Source organism: Alteromonas sp. CH_MED4-4, from assembly GCF_037029575.1.
GTDB classification, from domain to species: Bacteria; Pseudomonadota; Gammaproteobacteria; order Enterobacterales; family Alteromonadaceae; genus Alteromonas; species Alteromonas macleodii.
This window is the reverse complement of record NZ_JAYMEU010000083.1, coordinates 1-629: the sequence shown is the minus strand read 5'-3', so window position 1 is coordinate 629 and position 629 is coordinate 1. Positions and strand designations below refer to the sequence as shown.

Annotated in this window: 1 protein-coding gene; it reads left to right on the top strand. The window is 39.9% G+C overall.

What is annotated here, in order from left to right; genetic code table 11:
* Positions 1–629: IS3 family transposase (locus tag WA381_RS20990; protein WP_336138626.1), on the top strand; the 629-nt coding region annotated here is incomplete at both ends.

Sequence of the window (629 nt, the reverse complement as noted above, 5' to 3'; positions counted from 1 at the left end):
CATGGGATTAAACTAGGTCGAGATGGCTTTTTTACTTACTTAAGGAGCGAGGGACTACTCGTTAAGCCAAAGAAAAGCTTTACCAAAACTACATTCAGTAAACATTGGATGAAAAAGCATCCAAATTTACTTAAGGAAGAAGGGCTTCATAATGCTGAGCATGTCTTGGTTAGCGATATTACTTACCTTGAATCTGACCAAGGCGTGCATTATCTATCGCTGGTGACCGACTCTGGTTCCCGGAAGATTGTTGGCCATCACTTAAGTTCAGACATGAAAGCTGAGAATGTAGTGAAAGCACTAAAAATGGCCGTTAAAGATAACAGGTATAAAGGCAACGCTGTACACCACTCTGATAGAGGGCTGCAGTACTGTTCGGCTATTTATCAGAAGGAATTAACAGCATATGGTATTCATCCTTCAATGACAGATGGATACGATTGTTACCAAAACGCATTGGCAGAGAGAATCAATGGCATACTCAAACAAGAGTTCTTACTCTACCGATGTAAAACCATCGAAGAGTTGAAAATACTCGTTACCGAATCAATTAATATTTACAATGAAATGAGACCGCACTTAGCATTAGATATGGAAACGCCTAACGCAGTGCATAATAGAAAAGGCCA